Source organism: Ruegeria sp. CDSC079 (assembly GCF_059610505.1).
Genome location: NZ_JBXWNT010000005.1, coordinates 162,729 through 178,395, shown reverse-complemented (window position 1 = coordinate 178,395; position 15,667 = coordinate 162,729). Strand labels below are relative to the sequence as shown.

Sequence of the window (15,667 nt, the reverse complement as noted above, 5' to 3'; positions counted from 1 at the left end):
GGACATGACCACATCAGAACAAACCTGCACCCTATCGGATCGGACCTGTGCCCCTTGTTCCGGCGGCATTCCAGCTTTGAACCGTGATGCGGCAAGCGCGCATCTGGCCCAGTTGACCTCCGATTGGTCGCTGGATGCGGATGCAAAAACTCTCAGCCGTCATTTCAAATTCAAAGGCTTTGCCAAGGCGACCTATCTGGCAAACCTTTGCGCCTGGCTGGCCGATCAGCAAGGGCATCATCCCGACATCAGATTTGGATGGGGATATGTGGATGTTCAGCTGACGACCCACGAAATTGACGGCCTTAGTGAGAATGATTTCATCTGGGCGGCCAAGTTGGATCAGTTAGTCGTCTGAGGCCAGTTTCCAGACAGGAAAAACAGCTTGCTTTATTGACTCATGCTGCACCGGCACAATAGGAGGGGTCGGTCGGCGGCAAACGAAAGCCGACGCTGTTTTCCCGATGGAGCTTAAAGAAAATGTCTGAACTGCGTGAAACCGCGATGTCGTCCAAGGCCTGGCCTTTTGAAGAGGCGCGCCGGTTGCTCAAACGCTATCAGAAAGGGGCTCCGGACAAGGGGTATGTGTTGTTCGAGACGGGCTATGGCCCGTCCGGCTTGCCGCATATCGGGACATTTGGCGAGGTGGCGCGGACCACCATGGTCAAGCGTGCGTTTGAGGCGCTGTCGGATATTCCGACCAAGCTGATCTGTTTCTCGGACGATCTGGACGGTATGCGCAAAGTGCCCGGCAACGTGCCGAATCCCGAAGCGCTTGAAGAGCATTTGCAGCGTCCTCTGACTTCGGTCCCTGATCCGTTCGGCGAATACCCAAGCTTTGGCGAATACAACAACGCAATGTTACGCCGGTTCCTCGACACTTTTGGGTTCGAGTATGATTTCTATTCGGCGCGCGACTTTTATCGTTCGGGTCAGTTTGACGAGATTCTGAAGCGGGCGGTCGACAACTATGATGCCGTAATGGCCATCATGTTGAAAAGCCTGCGAGAAGAGCGGCAGCAGACCTATTCGATCTTTCTGCCGATCCACCCCGAAACGGGTCGGGTTCTGTACGTGCCGATGAAAAAGGTCTGCGCCGAGACCTATACCGTCACCTTTGATGACGACGACGGCAAGGAATGGACGCTGCCGGTCACGGGGGGCAACGTAAAGCTGCAGTGGAAGCCGGATTTCGGTGCGCGCTGGGCCGCGCTGGGCGTTGATTTTGAAATGTATGGCAAGGAACATGCCACCAACGAAAAGATCTATGACGCGATCTGCCGGGCGTTGGGTGGCCGTGCGCCAGAGCATTTCAGTTATGAGCTGTTTTTGGATGAGAACGGTCAGAAGATTTCGAAATCTTCGGGCAATGGCGTCTCGATCGACGAATGGCTGACCTATGCACCGACTGAGAGTCTTGCGTATTTTATGTATCAAAAGCCCAAGACCGCCAAGCGGATGCATTTTGATGTGATCCCCAAGGCCTATGATGAATATCATCAGCAACTGCGGGCCTATCCGGGGCAAGAGTTGAAGGCGCAGCTGAACAATCCCGTGTGGCATATCCACGGTGGCGATGTTCCTGAATCGACGCTGATGGTGCCGTTTGCGATGCTGTTGAATCTGGCGTCAGTTTCGGGGGCCGAAGACAAAGAAGCGCTGTGGGGCTTCATCCGCCGCTATGCGCCCGAGGCTACGGCAGAGACGCATCCTGATCTGGATCAGGCGGCGGGATTTGCGGTCCGCTACTTTAACGATTTCGTCAAGCCCACCCGCCAGCACCGGGCGCCGACGGATCAAGAGCGCGAAGCGCTGGAGGCGTTGAAAGCAGAGCTGGCGGCATATGACGGACCGATCGAGGATGAGGCGCTGCAATCGGTGGTCTACTCTGTCGGGCGCGAGCGGTTTGACCCTATGCGGGGCTGGTTCACCGCGCTCTACGAGGTGTTGTTGGGCGCATCCCAGGGGCCGCGATTTGGCGGGTTTATCGCGCTTTACGGCGTGCCGGAAACCATTGCGCTGATCGACAAGGCGCTGGCTGGAGAGCTGGTCTGATTTGACCTGATCGCGTGTGGGGCTATCCTTCGATCAGGAGGTGGCCCCATGCGTCGTTTATTGCTTGCTGTATCTTTGAGTGCCGGACTGGCATCCGGAGCCATTGCCCAAAACGCCGAGATCGAGGCGAATATCGCGGGGCAGATACAGGCGTTCAAGGCGGATGATTTCGCAACCGCCTTTACATTTGCCAGCCCCACTATCCAGCGCCTGTTCGGAACGCCTGAGAATTTCGGGGTGATGGTCCGGCGTGGCTATCCGATGGTCTGGCGGCCTGCGGACGTGCGGTTTCTGGAACTTCGCGAAATTTCAGGGGCGTTGTGGCAGAAGGTGATGATCACGGATGGCGACGGGCAGGTTCACATTCTGGACTACGAGATGATCCCTCAGGGACAGAGCTGGAAAATCAATGGCGTGCAGCTTTTGGGCAATTCGGATCCGGCGGCGTAACGCAACACCACCGTCACGGTGATATGAGCGGCGGTTAATTCCTTTTCGATACTCAGGCTTTTGCGTTCGGGGCCGACCCCGAACACTGGGTTTATGCGCGTGGTGATTGGCCGCTGCGCGAATGGGAAAGGGATTTCTATGAACAAGGCAATCACCGACGGCATCGTGTTCATGCCGCCTGCTTTCGCAAACGGTCTGAACGTATGGTCAAGTGGTGACGGAACACCGGGTTCGCCAACCTATCATGGATCGGGGAATGGTGTATTTGTTCCGGCGGACGCGGATTTTGGCGGATGTCTGGAAATTCTGAAGGTGAACGCAACACAACAGCTGCGCTATATGGGTCAGACACCGCTGCTGCCCGGGTGCTACTTACAGATCAAAGCCCGGATAAAAGCGATTAGCGGCCCCTTGCCCGAAGTTCGTATCGCCGCCTGGGCGGGCGGGGCAGGTGATGTTCAGGTGCCGGGCGTGGTCGAACAGGGCCCGGCAACACAGCTGTCCGGGTACGGCACCGTGCATGAAATCAATGCGATTGTTGGCGCGGGGCAACGGATGGGCGTGGATATGCCCTGGGGTGTTTCCGCCCTGTACGGGCATTTCGGGTTGGATATTGAGGGCACCAACGGGGCTGTGGTCCGGGTTGACGACATCGAAATCACGGATGTTACCAATGTGTTCCTGCGCGACATGATCTCTCTGGTCGATGTGCGCGATTTTGGGGCCGTGGGCGATGGCGTGGCAGATGACACGGATGCGTTTGTCGCGGCTGATCAGGCGGCGAATGGGCGGCGTGTTTTTGTCTCGAATGGCACTTACCTTTTGACGGAGAACACGACGATCTCGTCTGAGATTGAATTTGAGGGCACGGTCACGATGCCCGATGACAAGATGCTCTTGCTGACCAAGGATTTTAACCTGCCAGCCTATATCACCGCCTTCGGCGCCGAAGATCTGGCGTTCAAAAAGGCCTTTCAGGCTTTGCTGAACAACTCGGATCATGAATCGCTGGATTTGGGCGGACGCAAGATTTCGGTGAGCGAGCCGATTGATATGGCGGCGGCGGTTCCCAACAAACAGACAGGGTTTTCTACACGGCGGATCATCCGCAATGGCCAGTTCGATGTTCAAAGCAGTTCGGCCTGGGACACCGAGACATTCACATCTCTGGCAAGCTACAGCCCGTCGGACCCAACGCGTTTGACCAATGTTGCGAATGTGGCCAACATTCCTGTCGGCGCGCTGGTGCAGGGCAGCGGCGTAGGCCGCGAGATCTATGTCCGGTCCAAGGATGAGGGGGCGGGAGAGATCACTTTGAACGCCCCGATCTATAACGCATCCGGGACGCAAACGTTCACCTTTTTGTCTTTCAAATATCTGCTCGATTTCAGCGGTTTCAGCACGTTGCGCAAGTTCGGAATGGAAGAGATCGAGTTTCAATGCAATGGCCGCTGTAGCGCAATCCGCCTTGCGCCGTCAGGCAGCACATTTGCCATAACGAACTGTTTTATCAGCCGACCTTTGGATCGTGGTATCACCTCGATCGGTACAGGGTGTCAGGGCATGTTGGTCGATAATTGTCAGTTCCTGTCTTCTGAAGAGTCCTTTGACGTCTCGGATCGCAAGTCGATTGCGTTGAACTCAACGGCCAATGACATCAAGTTGCGCCACAATCGCGCGGTTCGTTTCCTGCATTTTGCGGTGCTGGCAGGGACCAACAACATGGTCCTTGGTAACCATTTTTTCCAGGGAGACAGCATCGCTCAGGGCGTGCGCTCGGCCGGTTTGGTCATGATCGGAACTTACAACAGCTCGACCATTGCCGAGAACTATGTCGATAACTGTTTTGTCGAATGGACAAATGAGCGGGATTCAGACCCTGTTTACACCGCTGGCTTCTCGTTCAGCGCCATGAGCATTACCGACAATATCTTCTACTCGAACGAGGTCGCTCCCTGGTTCAGCAGCATTGTCATTCGTCCCTATGGCGCCGGGCATTTCCTGAACGGCGTCGTCGTGACGGGGAACAAATTTCGGTCCATCAACGGAGGGATCGCCCGGGCCGAACGCGTGGACACGACATTCGCTGATCTGAACAACACAGCCCATTTGAACGTGACGTTTGAAAACAATACGTTCCATGGTGTAACTGCTAAAACCGCAAATCCACTGAGGGTACGGCACACGCAGAACACCGCTGCAACGGCTTGGACGGTGTCTTCTGAGGATCGGTTGCCCTTTGGTGGCAAGGCGCGCAGTTGTGACTCGGTTACCGTTCTGGGACCTTTGAAGACAGCGCTTGGGTCAACCAAATATTCGCACCCCTATGTCCTGCTGGAGCACGGGGTGGATGGATCTGATATCCAGTTACGCTGGCCTGAGGGTCTGAAGGGCGAGGTTTCAGCAATCCTGAGGATGGAGCGCTGACGGTGCGGGCGTCTGCCTGAATTAATGTAGGAACGGATTGGACTTAGAATTCGTTCCACAAAGCCAGTCTGATGCCCGTGTTTTTGCGGGCATCGTTTCTTTCCACCCCCAGAACCCAGGTAGTAGAACTGTCTTTGGTTCGGATCATGACCGAGGGGCGTGCCTTCCAATATATTGAGTGCCCAGACCTGTAGGCCGTTTCGATTTGGATTAGGGGATTGATCAACCTGTCCGATGAAAGCCCTGTTGTCAGGTCGAGCTTTCGATAGATGTCATCATGTGTTCGGTTTTCGATGGCGGCATCGATCGCGATCCAACCGCTTCCCAAGGCGCTCTGGAATCCTTTGCCGTAAGACAGCGTCACTTTGTACTGTGCCCAGGCCCGTTCTTGTTTGTGATATGCACCGGCACCAAATTCAGCAGCGAACCGACCCCATTGGCCCAAATCCGCTACTGGGACACGGGCAAAGATGAGTGCATGGCCATAGAGGTCTTGGTTTTGCTTGAAATCAAAGCCGACCGTCAGGTTCTGGCTGTATCCCCATTCCGCATAGAGAGAGGTTTTATAGTCGTACCCATCCTCAGGGAGCCGAAAAGCTGTCAGTGAGGCAGCTGTGAATGCTGCATCCTTTTCTCGCAGCCATGCACCTGACCAGGCAGGAGAGGCCATCAGCAACAGGTGCAATATCAGGGCAAAGCGATACATGCTTGCAGCTTCCGTCAGCATGGTTAACGGAGTGTTAGTGTTTTGTTCATTTTGAACTGAAAAGAGCGCGCCTAGGCCAAAAGGAAACACAAGACCTTTCAGAATCCTGTGTTAGGTTTGAGACAAACAAGGGAGTTTCAAGATGCCAAAGATTTCCAAAAACGCTACTGTGCAGACCGTAATCACAACATTTGAAATGACGCCTGGCACCTGCCAGGATCTGCTTGAGGCGTTGACGGATGCCTATGCCAGCTTCATCTCAAAGCAACCTGGATTTGTTGCAGCGGGATTGCACGTGAATGACGCCCAGACCCGGATTGCCAATTATTCGCAATGGGAGCGTCGCGAGGATTTTCTGGCCATGCTGCGTACGTCAGAAATGCGTGATAGAAACCGTAAAATCAACGAGCTGTGCAAGAGTTTTGAGCCCGTCATGTACGATGTTGCGGAAACCTTCAACTGATCCTGACCTGGATCAAGGTCACGCGTCTGGTAATCGACCAGTATACTTGAGCAACCAAGGAGGCGCGTGCCATGTATCACAATATTCTTGTACCAATTTCATTCGACGACGCGCGTGATATGCCGTCCGCATTGAAACTGGCGCAACTGTTGGCGGCACCCGAGTCGCAGGTCACGTTGCTGCACGTGGTCGAACATATACCGGCCTATGCCAGCGCTTATATGCCGGTCGGGTATCTGGACGATGCGCGCAAGGCCGTTCAAGCCGAGTTGGATGCGCTGGCAGAAAATATTTCGGGCGCCCGCGGAGTCGTTGTCGAGGGGCATTCCGGTCGGACGATCCTTGACTGGGCCGACGTGAATAAGCCGGATCTGATCATCATCGCGTCTCATCGACCAGGTATGCAGGATTTGCTTTTGGGCTCCACCGCTACCCATGTTGTCCGCCACGCTGCATGCTCAGTGCACGTGGTGCGTTAGGTCTCTGCCAGATCACAAGCGAGCAGCCAAGAATTTGGCGGTCTGTCTTGTTTGCTTGGCCCAGGCTCGTAGAGCGTCCTGCATCGTGACAGAGTTTCACAGATATGTTTGTCCCTTAGGTATCGGCATCCCACGGATACTGGTGTATTGATCGGGAATGCAGCCAGAAAAGACCACTCCAAAGGCGCTGTTCACGGATCCGAAATCGGCCAAACGTGTTCAACGCGCCGAAGCTCTGCGCCGGCGCGCATTGTCACCGGTGCGGATTCTGCTGATGGTCCTCATGTTGCCGCTGACGACAGGCATCATTGCCCTGAGCGTCTGGTTGCGCACTTCCGAATTCGAGCGTGATGAGGCGGTTTTACATCTTGTTGCTCTTGCCGGATGTGGTGCTGCGCTCTCAGTTCTTCCTGGTCCGTTTCTGGAGGGCGAGCCGGGCTATCACCTGCAAAACGATCCCGATCAGGATGGTGTGGCCTGTGGAGTGATTGCCCCGAATGCAGAACAAAGCGCTGCCCCTCAAAAACGCGTTGGCAATGCCAAATTCGTGAGGCCCTGACAGGTGGGTAAGGACTTCGGAACAAAGAGGCTGAGCCGATGACGCGAGCAGAGTTCAACAGTTTCTGCGCGGGCCTGAAGGCCAGCTCTCATGTGGTTCAATGGGGCAATGCAGACGTGTGGAAAGTGGGGGGCAAGGTGTTTGCGATCTGCGGCTGGAACGACGGTCAGGACGCCTTCACCTTCAAAGCCACTGAACTGGCCTTTGAGGTGTTGAGCGACGAACCCGGAATTCGCCCTGCGCCATATCTGGCCTCGCGCGGGATGAAATGGCTGCAGGTCTATGAGGACCGCGGGATGAGCGACACGTCGCTGCGCGAGCATATCGTGACGTCCTATGATCTGGTCGTGGCCAAGCTGACCAAGAAGATGCGGGCGGAACTGGGCGTATAGGAATAGGTCATCCCATCCGCCACCCAGCCCATTTCACCTTTACTCACTTGCGCCAATAGTTGTTCGCTGCCGCCACGGTCTGGTAATTTGTCGCCACGACATGCGACACCATAGTCAGGCTGTCCGCATCGTTTTCGTAGATCGGCCTCAGGCGCTGACGAATCTCGTCATTGGGCTGCGTCTTCTTAACCGCCATTCGTGATAGTTTGATTGCCAGGTCAAATCCCTCCTCGGGTGTCTCGGTGATGAGCGTTGGTAGCCAGGACATGTGCTGCCTCCTATATCGTGCACAATAATATCGATCACGATATAAACGACCTTGCGGGTGTGGGTCAATGAATTATATCGTACACGATATAAGCGAGCGAAGGTGCTGCCGTGACAGATTCTCCGACCCAACCGAAGACCGACGAGATGTTTTGCCATGCGGTCTATACGTCATGGCATGTGATCAACCGCGCTTATAAGAGACACCTCGGCCCGCTAGGGCTGACCTATCCGCAATACATCACCCTGACTCTGCTGTGGCAGAGAGACCGGCGAAATGTCAGTGAGTTGGCCAACGCGTTGTCGATGGAAACCAGTACGCTGACCCCGCTGCTGAAACGCCTTGAGGCCGACGGGCTTGTCGACCGAACCCGTAGCAAAGAGGACGAACGCCAGGTTGTTGTTTCTCTGACCGGGGCGGGATCGGCATTGCGGTCTGTGGCGCATGAGATCACCGCCTGCATGATCGCCGATACCGGGCTGGACGAACCTGACCTAGACCGCCTTTTGAATACGCTGGAGAAGCTGAAAGCTGGCTTGTCACAGGCCGGCAATTAGCACAGGCCGCAAACACGGTGAACAGCGCTTTGGTAGTTCGGGTTCGATCTGGCTGCGGCTGTGGAATCACAATATGTGAATTCAGATGTCGAGCCTTCCGCACTGGGCAGCAACTCTGGCGTGTCAGTGGCCCAAATACAGTGAGGCGTATGGTTGAAAATGGCCACAAATCACGCGTATCAATGTGAGATTTCGGGCTGTCGTGCTAGGTTGCGTGCGGCGGGGTCGTTCCGACCGCGCCACATGGCGATATCGCCGGACGAGGGAGGAAGATCATGTTTGCACGTATTACTCAATTCAAGATGAAGCCCGGCACGCGTGAGGCGGCGACGGCGAAAATGAACGCATTGAAATCAGAAATCATGGGCATGCCCGGCATGCACAGCTTTACCAATGTGATGAACGAGGACGGGTCTGGCTATGTGATCTCGGTCGTTGAAAGCGAGGCGACCTCGAACGCGAACGCGCCCAAAGTGGCCGAGCTGTGGGGCCATTTCGCCGAGTTCATGGAAAGCCCGCCAACGCCGGTTGGGTATGATGTGATTGCCCATTGGGATAAGGGGTAAGGTATCGGGCGGGATATTCCCGCCCACCTTTTTTTGCGAAGGAAACTGTGCCAGATCCTCGGCCAGCACCACACGGGTGCCGCGCACCCGGTGAACGGCGCTTTGGGCCTCATGCATTAATCCTAGTGCTGAAAAGCTGTATTTGAGTGTCAAATAAAAACTTTCGGGAGGAGAAAATGTTTACCGACGCAATGTACAAAGACTTTTCCAGTTTGTTCATAAAGAGGCAGAAAAAATTTGATGTAGAAGGTGAAAAGGGTCACGCTGAGATTGTTTACCGCTGTTCACAGGAACTGTTATTGGAGTTAAGGGATTTCATCCGATTACTTGAGGAAAGATTGAGTGAACCAGGAGGTGATTTGGACGAATCCGATTGGAAAGAAATAACCCAATTGCACATAAGTTTGGTCTCCAAATTTATCGTAGGGCATGGATTTTGCAATCAAAGCGAGGTGGGATCAGCCGTTGCGAGACCAATAGATTTAATTGTGCAAATCTTGCCTCGTGGGTCAGGGCGTAAAGAGTTAAAAAATCTTTTAAATAACAATGAGTTAGCGAGAAGGGTTCAGATGCTCGAGTCAATTAGCGAATTGGTATCAAAGAGTTTTGACATTCACATATCTAAAAATCGCTTCAGACCTGAGGACAGCTAGCCTGATGCATTGCGCTTGTCGGTAAACCCACAGGTATCCTGACAAGGCTTACCGCTTCCTCCGCTTCACATTCCCACCCCTTTGCCCCGGCCGTCCAGCCGTAGACCGTCCGCGCGATTTCACCGCGTCTTCCGAGGCCTTCTCGACCGCCCATTGGCGTGCCATGGGGTCGTCGGCGATGGCCAGATCGACCGCTTCCAGGCGTTTGATCTCATCCCTGATATTGGCGGCCTCTTCGAATTCCAGGTTCTCGGCGGCTTTGCGCATCTTGTCGCGCAGCCCGTCCAGATGCGCCTCAAGGTTCGCGCCGTGCATCGGTTTGTCGATGGTGGCGGTGACGCGGTTCATGTCGACGTCGCCTTTGTAGAGACCGGCCAGAACGTCCTCGACATTTTTCTTCACCGTTGCGGGTGTGATGCCGTGTTCCTCGTTATAGGCCATCTGCTTGGCGCGGCGGCGGTTGGTTTCGTTCAGGGCGCGCTCCATGGAACCGGTGATCTTGTCGGCATACATGATCACCCGCCCGTCGGCGTTGCGCGCGGCGCGGCCAATGGTCTGAACCAGTGAGGTTTCCGAGCGCAGGAAGCCTTCTTTGTCGGCGTCCAGAATGGCGACCAGCCCACATTCAGGGATGTCGAGCCCCTCACGCAGCAGGTTGATGCCGATCAGCACGTCAAACGCGCCCAACCGCAGGTCGCGCAGGATTTCGATGCGTTCCAGCGTGTCGATATCCGAGTGCATGTAACGGACCCTGATGCCCTGTTCGTGCATGTATTCAGTCAGGTCCTCGGCCATGCGTTTGGTCAGAGTGGTGACCAGCGTGCGATATCCATCGGCAGCGACCTTGCGCACCTCGTCCAGCAGATCGTCGACCTGCATGCCGACAGGGCGGATTTCGACCTCGGGATCCAGCAGGCCGGTGGGGCGGATCACCTGTTCGGTGAAGACGCCGCCGGTCTGTTCGATCTCCCACTTGGCAGGCGTGGCCGAGACGAACACGGATTGCGGGCGCATGGCGTCCCATTCCTCGAACTTGAGGGGGCGGTTGTCCATGCAGGACGGCAGGCGGAACCCGTGTTCGGCCAGGGTGAATTTGCGCCGATAGTCGCCCCGGTACATGCCGCCGATCTGCGGTACGCTGACGTGGGATTCGTCGGCAAAGACGATGGCGTTATCGGGGATGAATTCGAACAGGGTCGGGGGCGGCTCGCCCGGCGCGCGACCGGTCAGATAGCGCGAGTAGTTTTCGATTCCGTTACAGACGCCGGTGGCCTCCAACATCTCCAGATCGAAATTCGTGCGTTGTTCCAGACGTTGCGCTTCCAGCAGTTTGCCCTCTCCGACCAGTTGATCCAGTCGGATGCGGAGTTCCTTCTTGATGCCGATGATCGCCTGGTTCATCGTTGGCTTCGGGGTCACGTAGTGCGAGTTGGCGTAAACCCGCACCTGTTCCATATTCGCGGCGCGTTCACCGGTCAGCGGGTCGAACTCGGTGATGGTTTCCAATTCCTCACCGAAGAACGAGAATTTCCAAGCGCGATCTTCAAGGTGGGCGGGCCAGATTTCCAGGCTGTCACCCCGCACCCGGAACGAGCCCCGTTGGAATGCCTGATCATTTCGGCGGTACTGCTGGGCGACCAGATCGGCCATGATCTGGCGCTGGTTGTATTCACCGCCGACCTTCAGGTCCTGCGTCATCGCCCCATAGGTTTCGACCGAGCCGATACCGTAGATGCACGACACTGAGGCGACGATGATTACGTCATCGCGTTCCAACAGCGCCCGCGTGGCCGAGTGGCGCATCCGGTCGATCTGTTCGTTGATCTGGGATTCTTTCTCGATATAGGTGTCGCTGCGCGCGACATAGGCCTCGGGTTGGTAGTAGTCGTAGTAAGACACGAAATACTCGACCGAGTTTTCCGGGAAGAAACCTTTGAACTCACCATAGAGCTGCGCCGCCAGCGTCTTGTTGGGCGCAAGGATGATGGCGGGTCGCTGGGTTTCTTCGATCACTTTGGCCATTGTGAAGGTCTTGCCCGTCCCGGTCGCGCCCAGCAGGACCTGTTCTCTTTCGCCGTCGAAGATACCGTTGGTCAGCTCTTTGATCGCGGTGGGCTGGTCGCCTGCCGGTGAGAACTCGGTATGCATGACGAATTCTTTACCGCCTTCCAGTTTCAGGCGGGCGCGGACGTCATCAGCAGTCAGCTGAGTCTTGTCGGAATGGGCGTAAGGCATGGGCAGGCTCCGGGTCAGGCCCCTACATTTGTTCTTATTTTGTCCAACTGCAAGACCTGATCCGATCTAGAAACGGCAGTTTCAGTAATACGCAAACCGATGATCCGGTATTTGATCCGAACGCACCTTTTCTTCAAGCGCTTTCAGGTTGTCACCCAGGACACGCCCCATCATCGCTTTCAGCACAGTCTGCCCCATCAGCCATCCCAATGGACCAAACTTCATTTGATAATCCATGCTCCAGACTACTCTGGATTGGTTGTTGGCAAGGGGTTCAACGGCGATTGCTGCATGTGCTTGGGTCAGAGGCATTGCAGACATCTCAGACAAGCGGACACGGTAGCCCCGGTTGATTTGCCAATCCGTGACTTCTTCGACCAGAGACGTCCCATTTTCAAAATGGCATCGTCGTTTCGATCCCACCCCATCCGCACCTTGTGTTAGCGCATCTACTGATGTCACCTGCGGGGCGAAATCGTCGATATGCATGAACCGGCTCAAAATGGCCCAGATATCTTCGGGTCGGGTATCAATGTCGAGGCTGCGTTCGTGGTGGATCATCTTGCTGTCCTTGTTGTGGCGTTTGAATGATTATACCATTCCCCTAATGACAGTTTTCGTCATCAGAACATCCTTGTCCTCCGCGACATTTGCCACCTTGTCCCAGGCCTCGCTCTGACGCATAAACAACTTCAGCCAAGTGAGTACGGAGAGGCGACATGCGCGCACGGATCTACCAGCCTTCGCGGAATGCGATGACATCGGGTACGGCCAAGACCCGGCATTGGGTGTTGGAATATGCCCCAGCATCCACGCGCGAGGTTGATCCGTTGATGGGCTGGACGTCTTCCAGTGACACCCAGACCCAGGTGCGTCTGAATTTCGACACCAAGGAAGAGGCGCTGGATTACGCCAAGGACAACGGTATCGACGCACAGGTCAGTGAACCGCATAAACGCAAGCCGAACCTGCGCGCGCGCGGTTATGGCGAAAATTTTGCCACCGATCGGCGCGCACCCTGGACGCATTAAATGATCGACATTCGCGAGGCTGACCCAACCTCCGACGCATTGCGCCCGGTGGTCGAGGCGCATTTTGCCCATAGCGAAACCGCCGGGCCAGCCGAGAGCAATCACACGATGGATGCCAGTGCCTTGGCCGGGCCCGGAATGCGGTTCTGGGCTTTGTATGAGGGTAACAAGGTGCTGGGCTGCGGCGCGCTAAAGGCGCTGCCGGATGGGACCGCCGAAGTCAAATCCGTGCATATCCTTGCCACCGCACGTGGCCGCGGTCTGGCGCGAGTGATGATGACCCATCTTGCTGATCACGCACGGGTCGAAGGGACCTCGGCGCTGGTTCTTGAGACGGGCGCCGATCATCTGTCCTACTACGACGCCGCGCGCAGGCTGTATGAAGCGCTGGGCTATTCCTATTGCGGCCCGATCTACGGCTATGAGGCCGACCCCAACAGTGCCTTCATGCGATTGGATCTAAAGCCCGCAGAATAGGCCGGTTGTTAGGCACTATCTTCGTTCAGCAATGCCACGACCTGTTGCGTTTCGAGTCTTTGTCGCGTTGCGCCAGGTATCTGGACGAACAGAAAGCGGCCCGTTGGGCAGGTGGATTCGCTTGCAGACTTAAGAGCGCCGCTTGCCAGGGCATCCTCAAGCAAACATAGATGCCCCATCAGAATACCCGCACCTGCCTTCGCTTCCTCCACGGCCAGGCTGTACAGAGAAAACTTCGGCCCGGTCTGCGCATCTTGCAGTTCAATTCCCGTGTTCTGTGACCAGATTGTCCAATCGTCGTTCCAGGTCTGGTCATGCAGAAGGACGGTGTCGCCAAAGTGGTTCATACGTTCGATCAGGCTAGGCGCGCCGACTGGAGAGATAAGATCGGGGCAAATGCAAATCTGCTCGGGCTCAGCATTCGGTTCGCCAATGAATATGGCCAGATCGAACAATTCCCGATCAAGACTGGGTGGGTTTTCCATCGCGGTCACCGAAAAATTGATATGCGGAAACTGCGCCCTGACCCGGCTTAGCCGTTTCGGCAGCCAAAGCTGCGCAACAGATGGCAAGGCGGCGATATGAAAATCGGCGTTGGGTTTGAGGTTGCGGAGGGCACGCGTCGCCTCGGCCAACCCGTCGAAGGCCGCAGAGAATTCAGCCACCAGCGAAGCCCCGGCCTTGGTCAGTTCCACCCCCTGCGCGTTGCGCCGAAACAACGCGGTACCTGCCCAGCCTTCCAGTGTCTTGATGTGCTGCGAAATCGCTCCGGGCGTAACGCTCAATTCCTCAGCGGCGGCGACAAAGCTGTCATGACGTGCGGCAGCTTCAAAGGCGCGCATTGCATTCAGCGGGGGCCCTTTCGGGCGTTTGGGCATGACACTCATTTCAAGCCTTAGTTTTTCTACGCCAAGAAATAGCAAATCTGCTTTGCGCTGTCACGGAATGGCTGCCACCATGCTGCAAAACGGAGGACGTCCAATGACGCTTGCACAACGAGATTGGGTGCCGAGCACCAGTGAAACCCTGATTCAAGACATAGCGGCCACGACGGCGTCCGCAACGTCTGCCGATCTGCTGGCCCGTATCGAGCAGCTGGCCGAGCAGAACCGAGTGATCCATGAGGAAGAGTGCTTTAACCTCAACCCTGCGACCAATGTGATGAACCCGAAAGCCGAAGCGCTATTATCCTCTGGCATCGGGTCGCGCCCCTCTTTGGGGTATCCCGGCGACAAATACGAAATGGGACTGGAAGCGATCGAGGAAATCGAAGTGATCGCGGCCCAGCTTTGCGCGGATGTGTTCGATGCCAAATTCACCGAGGTTCGTGTGCCTTCTGGTGCGATTGCCAACCTCTATGGCTTTATGGCCACCTGCAAACCGGGCGACACAATCATTGCGCCGCCCGCATCCCTAGGCGGGCATGTGACGCATCATGTCGATGGCTGCGCCGGCTTATACGGCTTGCGCACCATAGAGGCCCCGGTGAATGCCGATGGCTATACCGTTGATCTGGACCAACTGCGGGCGCTGGCACGGGCCGAGCGGCCCAAGTTGATTACGATTGGTGGCAGCCTGAACCTGTTCGAGCATCCCGTGTCCGAAGTGCGGTCCATCGCCGATGAGGTCGGGGCCAAGGTCATGTTCGATGCGGCCCATCAATGCGGCATTATTGCCGGGCGCGCCTGGTCCAACCCGCTGGCCGAGGGCGCGCATTTCATGACGATGAGCACCTATAAAAGCCTTGGTGGTCCTGCAGGTGGGCTGATCGTTTCGAATGATGCAGAAATCGCCAAAACGCTGGACGCTATCGCCTTTCCCGGCATGACGGCCAATTTTGATGCGGCGAAAACTGCCGCGCTTGCGGTCACGATGCTGGACTGGAAAGACTTTGGCGCGGCCTATGCGAAAGAGATGATCGCCATGGCGCAGGCATTGGCTGCGGCTTTGGATACACAAAATGTGCCTGTGTTCGCTGGGGCCGAGGGCTTTACCAACTCTCACCAGTTCGCTGTGCTGGCCGAGCCATTCGGGGGCGGGCAAGCGGCCTCAAAAACCTTACGCCAAGCTGGGTTCCTTGCCTGCGGCATCGGTCTGCCCGTGGCGGCGGTTGAGGGTGATATGAACGGTCTGCGGATTGGCACGCCCGAGCTTGTCCGTTGGGGGATGACCGCAGGCGATTCGGATCGTCTGGCGGGGTTGATCAAACAAGGTCTGCAAGGCGCGCCGATTGCCTCCAAGGTTTCAGCCTGGAGACGCGCGTTCAATACGCTGTGCTTTGTCCATTAGATCACCGTTTCCAAAAGCAACCGGCGCGCACGGTGTTTGGTGTTCGTTCAATCCCGGCCT

General features: G+C 56.1%; 19 protein-coding genes. 14 read left to right on the top strand and 5 right to left on the bottom strand.

Annotated elements, in window-relative coordinates; genetic code table 11:
* The first annotated feature begins 4 nt into the window (after positions 1-4).
* The 4 genes from AC2FIC_RS11085 to AC2FIC_RS11070 all read left to right on the top strand — a co-directional run bounded on the left by AC2FIC_RS11085 (position 5) and on the right by AC2FIC_RS11070 (position 4,932).
* Positions 5-358, top strand: coding sequence for a 4a-hydroxytetrahydrobiopterin dehydratase (locus AC2FIC_RS11085; RefSeq protein ID WP_142635646.1), 354 nt, complete (start codon positions 5-7; stop codon positions 356-358).
* Between the two features lie 122 nt (positions 359-480).
* Positions 481-2,055 (top strand): lysine--tRNA ligase, encoded by a 1,575-nt coding sequence (locus AC2FIC_RS11080; RefSeq protein ID WP_496691746.1) that lies wholly within the window; start codon positions 481-483, stop codon positions 2,053-2,055.
* 48 nt (positions 2,056-2,103) lie between these two features.
* Positions 2,104-2,505: a DUF4864 domain-containing protein gene (locus tag AC2FIC_RS11075; protein ID WP_496691745.1), complete on the top strand. Its 402-nt coding sequence runs from the start codon at positions 2,104-2,106 to the stop codon at positions 2,503-2,505.
* Between the two features lie 138 nt (positions 2,506-2,643).
* Positions 2,644-4,932, top strand: a complete 2,289-nt coding sequence (locus AC2FIC_RS11070; RefSeq protein ID WP_496691744.1) for a glycosyl hydrolase family 28-related protein — start codon at positions 2,644-2,646, stop codon at positions 4,930-4,932.
* A 43-nt stretch (positions 4,933-4,975) separates the two neighbouring features.
* On the opposite strand, the gene AC2FIC_RS11065 is transcribed toward AC2FIC_RS11070, so the two are convergent.
* Positions 4,976-5,659: a hypothetical protein gene (locus AC2FIC_RS11065; RefSeq protein ID WP_496691743.1), complete on the bottom strand. Its 684-nt coding sequence runs from the start codon at positions 5,657-5,659 to the stop codon at positions 4,976-4,978.
* 121 nt (positions 5,660-5,780) lie between these two features.
* Here AC2FIC_RS11065 and AC2FIC_RS11060 point away from each other — a divergent pair, with 121 nt between their 5' ends.
* The 4 genes from AC2FIC_RS11060 to AC2FIC_RS11045 all read left to right on the top strand — a co-directional run bounded on the left by AC2FIC_RS11060 (position 5,781) and on the right by AC2FIC_RS11045 (position 7,531).
* Positions 5,781-6,101 (top strand): antibiotic biosynthesis monooxygenase family protein, encoded by a 321-nt coding sequence (locus AC2FIC_RS11060; RefSeq protein ID WP_142635654.1) that lies wholly within the window; start codon positions 5,781-5,783, stop codon positions 6,099-6,101.
* A gap of 71 nt (positions 6,102-6,172) precedes the next feature.
* Positions 6,173-6,580, top strand: a complete 408-nt coding sequence (locus tag AC2FIC_RS11055; RefSeq protein WP_281972496.1) for a universal stress protein — start codon at positions 6,173-6,175, stop codon at positions 6,578-6,580.
* Positions 6,581-6,737: 157 nt separating this feature from the next.
* Positions 6,738-7,139: an excalibur calcium-binding domain-containing protein gene (locus AC2FIC_RS11050; RefSeq protein ID WP_246097187.1), complete on the top strand. Its 402-nt coding sequence runs from the start codon at positions 6,738-6,740 to the stop codon at positions 7,137-7,139.
* Positions 7,140-7,177: 38 nt separating this feature from the next.
* On the top strand, positions 7,178-7,531 hold the full coding sequence (locus AC2FIC_RS11045; protein ID WP_142635658.1) for an MmcQ/YjbR family DNA-binding protein: 354 nt from the start codon (positions 7,178-7,180) through the stop codon (positions 7,529-7,531).
* 43 nt (positions 7,532-7,574) lie between these two features.
* On the opposite strand, the gene AC2FIC_RS11040 is transcribed toward AC2FIC_RS11045, so the two are convergent.
* Positions 7,575-7,799, bottom strand: coding sequence for a hexameric tyrosine-coordinated heme protein (locus AC2FIC_RS11040; RefSeq protein ID WP_142635660.1), 225 nt, complete (start codon positions 7,797-7,799; stop codon positions 7,575-7,577).
* A 110-nt stretch (positions 7,800-7,909) separates the two neighbouring features.
* Here AC2FIC_RS11040 and AC2FIC_RS11035 point away from each other — a divergent pair, with 110 nt between their 5' ends.
* The 3 genes from AC2FIC_RS11035 to AC2FIC_RS11025 all read left to right on the top strand — a co-directional run bounded on the left by AC2FIC_RS11035 (position 7,910) and on the right by AC2FIC_RS11025 (position 9,575).
* Positions 7,910-8,356: a MarR family winged helix-turn-helix transcriptional regulator gene (locus AC2FIC_RS11035; protein WP_271948315.1), complete on the top strand. Its 447-nt coding sequence runs from the start codon at positions 7,910-7,912 to the stop codon at positions 8,354-8,356.
* Between the two features lie 275 nt (positions 8,357-8,631).
* Entirely contained in the window at positions 8,632-8,922 is a 291-nt protein-coding gene (locus AC2FIC_RS11030; RefSeq protein ID WP_142635662.1) for an antibiotic biosynthesis monooxygenase family protein, read from the top strand.
* Between the two features lie 176 nt (positions 8,923-9,098).
* Positions 9,099-9,575 carry a hypothetical protein gene (locus AC2FIC_RS11025; protein WP_496691742.1) on the top strand — a complete coding sequence of 159 codons (477 nt, stop codon included), beginning with the start codon at positions 9,099-9,101 and terminating at the stop codon, positions 9,573-9,575.
* Between the two features lie 48 nt (positions 9,576-9,623).
* Here AC2FIC_RS11025 and uvrB read toward each other — a convergent pair whose 3' ends face one another.
* Positions 9,624-11,810 carry an excinuclease ABC subunit UvrB gene (gene uvrB, locus AC2FIC_RS11020; RefSeq protein WP_496691741.1) on the bottom strand — a complete coding sequence of 729 codons (2,187 nt, stop codon included), beginning with the start codon at positions 11,808-11,810 and terminating at the stop codon, positions 9,624-9,626.
* Positions 11,811-11,891: 81 nt separating this feature from the next.
* Positions 11,892-12,371, bottom strand: coding sequence for an SRPBCC family protein (locus tag AC2FIC_RS11015; RefSeq protein ID WP_271948305.1), 480 nt, complete (start codon positions 12,369-12,371; stop codon positions 11,892-11,894).
* Positions 12,372-12,529: 158 nt separating this feature from the next.
* On the opposite strand from AC2FIC_RS11015, the gene AC2FIC_RS11010 reads away from it, so the two are divergent.
* Entirely contained in the window at positions 12,530-12,841 is a 312-nt protein-coding gene (locus AC2FIC_RS11010; protein ID WP_142635668.1) for an ETC complex I subunit, read from the top strand.
* Positions 12,842-13,318, top strand: a complete 477-nt coding sequence (locus tag AC2FIC_RS11005; protein ID WP_142635670.1) for a GNAT family N-acetyltransferase — start codon at positions 12,842-12,844, stop codon at positions 13,316-13,318.
* A gap of 8 nt (positions 13,319-13,326) precedes the next feature.
* Here the strand turns inward: AC2FIC_RS11005 and AC2FIC_RS11000 are convergent, their stop codons facing one another.
* Complete coding sequence (locus tag AC2FIC_RS11000; RefSeq protein WP_496691739.1) at positions 13,327-14,196, bottom strand: LysR family transcriptional regulator; 870 nt, start codon at positions 14,194-14,196, stop codon at positions 13,327-13,329.
* A gap of 103 nt (positions 14,197-14,299) precedes the next feature.
* Between AC2FIC_RS11000 and glyA the strand changes: the two genes are divergently transcribed.
* Positions 14,300-15,607: a serine hydroxymethyltransferase gene (gene glyA, locus AC2FIC_RS10995; RefSeq protein WP_496870165.1), complete on the top strand. Its 1,308-nt coding sequence runs from the start codon at positions 14,300-14,302 to the stop codon at positions 15,605-15,607.
* Positions 15,608-15,667 lie beyond the last annotated feature (60 nt).

Excerpts from the sequence above, each read along its gene's own strand:
- AC2FIC_RS11085 (WP_142635646.1), top strand. The coding sequence starts at position 5 with ATGACCACATCAGAACAAACCTGCACCCTATCGGATCGGACCTGTGCC.
- AC2FIC_RS11080 (WP_496691746.1), top strand. The coding sequence starts at position 481 with ATGTCTGAACTGCGTGAAACCGCGATGTCGTCCAAGGCCTGGCCTTTT.
- AC2FIC_RS11075 (WP_496691745.1), top strand. The coding sequence starts at position 2,104 with ATGCGTCGTTTATTGCTTGCTGTATCTTTGAGTGCCGGACTGGCATCC.
- AC2FIC_RS11070 (WP_496691744.1), top strand. The coding sequence starts at position 2,644 with ATGAACAAGGCAATCACCGACGGCATCGTGTTCATGCCGCCTGCTTTC.
- AC2FIC_RS11065 (WP_496691743.1), bottom strand. The coding sequence starts at position 5,659 with ATGCTGACGGAAGCTGCAAGCATGTATCGCTTTGCCCTGATATTGCAC.
- AC2FIC_RS11060 (WP_142635654.1), top strand. The coding sequence starts at position 5,781 with ATGCCAAAGATTTCCAAAAACGCTACTGTGCAGACCGTAATCACAACA.
- AC2FIC_RS11055 (WP_281972496.1), top strand. The coding sequence starts at position 6,173 with ATGTATCACAATATTCTTGTACCAATTTCATTCGACGACGCGCGTGAT.
- AC2FIC_RS11050 (WP_246097187.1), top strand. The coding sequence starts at position 6,738 with ATGCAGCCAGAAAAGACCACTCCAAAGGCGCTGTTCACGGATCCGAAA.
- AC2FIC_RS11045 (WP_142635658.1), top strand. The coding sequence starts at position 7,178 with ATGACGCGAGCAGAGTTCAACAGTTTCTGCGCGGGCCTGAAGGCCAGC.
- AC2FIC_RS11040 (WP_142635660.1), bottom strand. The coding sequence starts at position 7,799 with ATGTCCTGGCTACCAACGCTCATCACCGAGACACCCGAGGAGGGATTT.
- AC2FIC_RS11030 (WP_142635662.1), top strand. The coding sequence starts at position 8,632 with ATGTTTGCACGTATTACTCAATTCAAGATGAAGCCCGGCACGCGTGAG.
- AC2FIC_RS11025 (WP_496691742.1), top strand. The coding sequence starts at position 9,099 with ATGTTTACCGACGCAATGTACAAAGACTTTTCCAGTTTGTTCATAAAG.
- uvrB (WP_496691741.1), bottom strand. The coding sequence starts at position 11,810 with ATGCCTTACGCCCATTCCGACAAGACTCAGCTGACTGCTGATGACGTC.
- AC2FIC_RS11015 (WP_271948305.1), bottom strand. The coding sequence starts at position 12,371 with ATGATCCACCACGAACGCAGCCTCGACATTGATACCCGACCCGAAGAT.
- AC2FIC_RS11010 (WP_142635668.1), top strand. The coding sequence starts at position 12,530 with ATGCGCGCACGGATCTACCAGCCTTCGCGGAATGCGATGACATCGGGT.
- AC2FIC_RS11005 (WP_142635670.1), top strand. The coding sequence starts at position 12,842 with ATGATCGACATTCGCGAGGCTGACCCAACCTCCGACGCATTGCGCCCG.
- AC2FIC_RS11000 (WP_496691739.1), bottom strand. The coding sequence starts at position 14,196 with ATGCCCAAACGCCCGAAAGGGCCCCCGCTGAATGCAATGCGCGCCTTT.
- glyA (WP_496870165.1), top strand. The coding sequence starts at position 14,300 with ATGACGCTTGCACAACGAGATTGGGTGCCGAGCACCAGTGAAACCCTG.